Origin of the sequence: Kamptonema animale CS-326 (assembly GCF_028330895.1) — a bacterium.
Taxonomy (GTDB): Bacteria; Cyanobacteriota; Cyanobacteriia; order Cyanobacteriales; family Microcoleaceae; genus Kamptonema; species Kamptonema formosum.
Window position 1 is genome coordinate 1 of sequence record NZ_JAQMUA010000277.1, and the last position, 3,305, is coordinate 3,305.

3 protein-coding genes are annotated in these 3,305 nt (G+C 44.1%); all 3 read right to left on the bottom strand.

The features are described 5' to 3' along the window. Window positions 1-80: 80 nt before the first annotated feature. Window positions 81-1,280, bottom strand: coding sequence for a hypothetical protein (locus tag PN499_RS16140; protein WP_272033066.1), 1,200 nt, complete (start codon window positions 1,278-1,280; stop codon window positions 81-83). Between the two features lie 410 nt (window positions 1,281-1,690). Further along, the gene (locus tag PN499_RS16145) at window positions 1,691-2,248 is read right to left on the bottom strand and encodes a transposase (RefSeq protein ID WP_272033068.1); all 558 of its coding nucleotides are present in this window, start codon (window positions 2,246-2,248) and stop codon (window positions 1,691-1,693) included. Between the two features lie 340 nt (window positions 2,249-2,588). Further along, a partial coding sequence (locus PN499_RS16150; RefSeq protein ID WP_272033070.1) for a WD40 repeat domain-containing protein occupies window positions 2,589-3,305 on the bottom strand: 717 nt, incomplete at its 5' end.

Below are 3,305 nucleotides of genomic sequence, written 5' to 3' on the forward strand. Positions count from 1 at the left end.
GAGAATGGGGAGGATGGGTAATTAGCCATTAGCCATTAGCCATTACCAATTACCAATTACCAATTACCAATTACCAATTTTTAAGCACCATCGCTCCTGGTTAACTCAGATTTTACAGCTTCTTCGACTGCCTTTAAATCAATATTAAACTTAGATGCGATCGCTACCATTAGCTTCTGTTCTTGCTCCGTTACCACGCAATCTAGCTGAGAAATTGTGTAGCATCTCGCCAGTAAAGCCATTGCATAGTCGCGATTGAGCTTATCCAAAAGCTGCTCTAAAGGTACTGGCGATTGAATATTAGCAGCAATTACATCCAGTGTGGTTGGGGCTAAATTTAATGCTTGCAATTCTGGCAAAATATCCGACCAAGACTTATCGGGATAACTTGCTAAAATCTGATGAACTAAAATCTGATCGACGATTGCTTGTTGTGCGATCGCCACTGTTAAATATTCCTCACTTTCCCTCTGAATCTCCTGGGCCGCCGCTGGCGATGTCAAAGGATTCACCTTGGCTTCATAAAACCGACAAGCTGCATAGCCTAGTGTATAAAGCATCACGGCATTCGTACTCGCGCCGATCGCCATCCCTGCCAGAGGGACATTTCGTAGCAATCCCAAACCCGCCTTCAGTGCTCGCGATCCTCCCAGCGACAGCCCAAAAATCCCTAAAACTTCTCCCCGCCGCGCCGGAGAATGCAAATCCATCCCATAAGCTGCGGCAATTTGATAAAGCATTTCCGTCTGCAACTGCGTTGTAGCCACCAAATCCACTGCCAGCAGTGCCACCGCCACCCCCGGCAAAACGCTGCTTACCAAGCCAATTCCGCCTGCATAGACAGCCTTCTCTACCATAATTCGGTGAGCGATCTCACTCGGACTTTCCTGTGGATATTCCTGCTGCAACTTTCTAACAGCAGCCTCCGCACTTGCGATATCCACAGAACCAGCTAAACTCAGCAGCCAGTCAGCCCTAAAAACTTTGAGAACTTTTTTGAGTACGGGGTTATCGCCCACCATCCCCAGCAATTTTCCCGCTTCTTCAGTAGCGAAGTCTAACAAATCGTGAGTTTGTTTTGCTGCTGTAGTTGCCGCTGTACCAATTACTTCTGTGGCGATCGCGCCTGCTTTTCCGGCTTGGGATGTGGCTTGTGCGATCGCATCTCCAATTCCTGCTACCACTTGTCCCGCAGCATCGCATAGGGAACTTTCCGCAGGTTTGGCATCTGAATGAACTGATTTATTTGACTCAGGGGGTTGCTGCTCTTTTAATGCCATTATACTATTCCTCTGGAGCTAGTCTTAAAAATTAGGATACTAGGACGGTTGATAACTTTTATCGGTTGGGAAGGACAGGTCGATCGAGATTATCGAGCGGTGACAAAATCCATCGGTGAACCTACCTTACAATTTTTATATTATTTTAGCATTCCTAATTTTACCATCTTTCTAGGGGCCGATTTTTCAAGATTTTAAGTCTGTAGGGGCGGGTTCGCCCAAATATCTGACACCCATCAACAATCCTAAAAACCCGCCCCCACCCCACGAAAAGATTAAAAATTACATTAAATTTAACAATAAGACGAGGATCGTTGTTAGGGGTTATTCGTTTGGTGGGGGCGGGTTTTCAAGATTATTCGTTATCTGGCAAGAATTGTTGGCGAACCCGCCCCTACAGATTGTGGGTATTATGATAAATTTATCGATAGGATATTTTTCTTATTTAATTTAATATTGATTTTCTGGGAATTGTTAAATTTTTGACATGGGTGCATTTCATCGGTTTCCCAATTATACGGATTATTGATAATATATTCCTGAATTTTAGATAAAGCGGTTTCGTTACGGATAATATGTTCATAATAACCCCTTTGCCATACAGGTATACCTGAAATAGAACGTAGTTGATTGATCCGACGGGCAGAAAATGTTTTGAAACCTCTAACAATTTCCGATAAACTACAATTTTGATTCCGATCTTTTATGAGAATAATTCCATGAATATGATTCGGCATGATCGCAAAAGAGTCTAATTCAATATTAGGATAGACCTTGATAAGATTAAACCAATTAAAATTAACAACTTGACCATAACTGTTTAATAAAATATTCCCATCTTGAATTTCACCTAATAAACATTCACGTTGCCAAATACAGATTGTTACAAAATATGCACCTGGTTGGCTATAGTCATATCCTGGTAGACGGATAGACCGGCGATGATGGATATCAGGGTTGAATTTCATGTTTTTGCAAATAATCCAACACCATAATTATAAGGCCAGTAGATGCGGGTTCGCCTAAATATCTGACAGCTATCGACAATCCTAAAAACCCGCCCCCACCCCACGAAAAGATTAAAAATTACATTAAATTTAACAATAAGGCGAGGATCGTTGTTAGGGGTTATTCGTTGGGTGGGGGCGGGTTATCAAGATTATTCGTTATGTAGCAAGAATTGTTGGCGAACCCGCCCGTACAAATATGGCAGTCATTATTGTTTTATCCTCATTTAATTTTGACATTTTCAGTCCTACGCAAAGAAACCGGGTTTCTCTGAAAAATCCCAGCTTCCCAACGAGATATCTAGGAAGAAACCCGGTTTCTGGCCTCGGCGCACAAATCCCCCATTCCCTCCAATCTCAGGAAATGCACCCGGCCCAACGAATCCCCCGCTACAACTGTCACTCCATCAGGCGAAATTGCACAGCAATCAAATTCATAATCTCCACTGAAACTAGCAACCTCTTCACCGCTAAGCAAATCCCAGATTTTCAGGGTTCTATCCGATGAAGCGGAAATCGCGGTTTTGCTATCGGGTGCGATCGCCACTGCATTTACCCCGCTACTATGACCAGAGAGAGTTTTCAGTTCCCAGCCTGTCTCCGTGTCCCAGATTTCCAGAGTATCATACTTTTTTGAAGCCGAAATCGCTGTTTTTCCGTCGGGTGCGATTGCCACTGGCGCTCCCATCCTCCAAGTATGACGAGTGAGAGTTTCCAGTTTCTGACCTGTCTCGGTGTCCCAGATTTCCAGGGGGTTACCCCTTGAAGCCGAAATCGCTGTTTTGCCATCTGGTGCGATCGCTACTGCCATTACCGAGTTATGAGCAGTGAGAGTTTTGAGTTCCCTGCCTGTCTCGGTGTCCCAGATTTTCAGGGTTTTATCCGATGAAGCAGAAATCGCTGTTTTTCCGTCGGGTGCGATCGCCACTGCATATACCGAGTTACTATGACCAGTAAGAGTTTTCAGTTCCCAGCATGTCTCGGTGTCCCAGATTTTTAGGGTATGATCCCCTGAAGC

Excerpts from the sequence above, each read along its gene's own strand:
- PN499_RS16140 (WP_272033066.1), bottom strand. The coding sequence starts at position 1,280 with ATGGCATTAAAAGAGCAGCAACCCCCTGAGTCAAATAAATCAGTTCAT.
- PN499_RS16145 (WP_272033068.1), bottom strand. The coding sequence starts at position 2,248 with ATGAAATTCAACCCTGATATCCATCATCGCCGGTCTATCCGTCTACCA.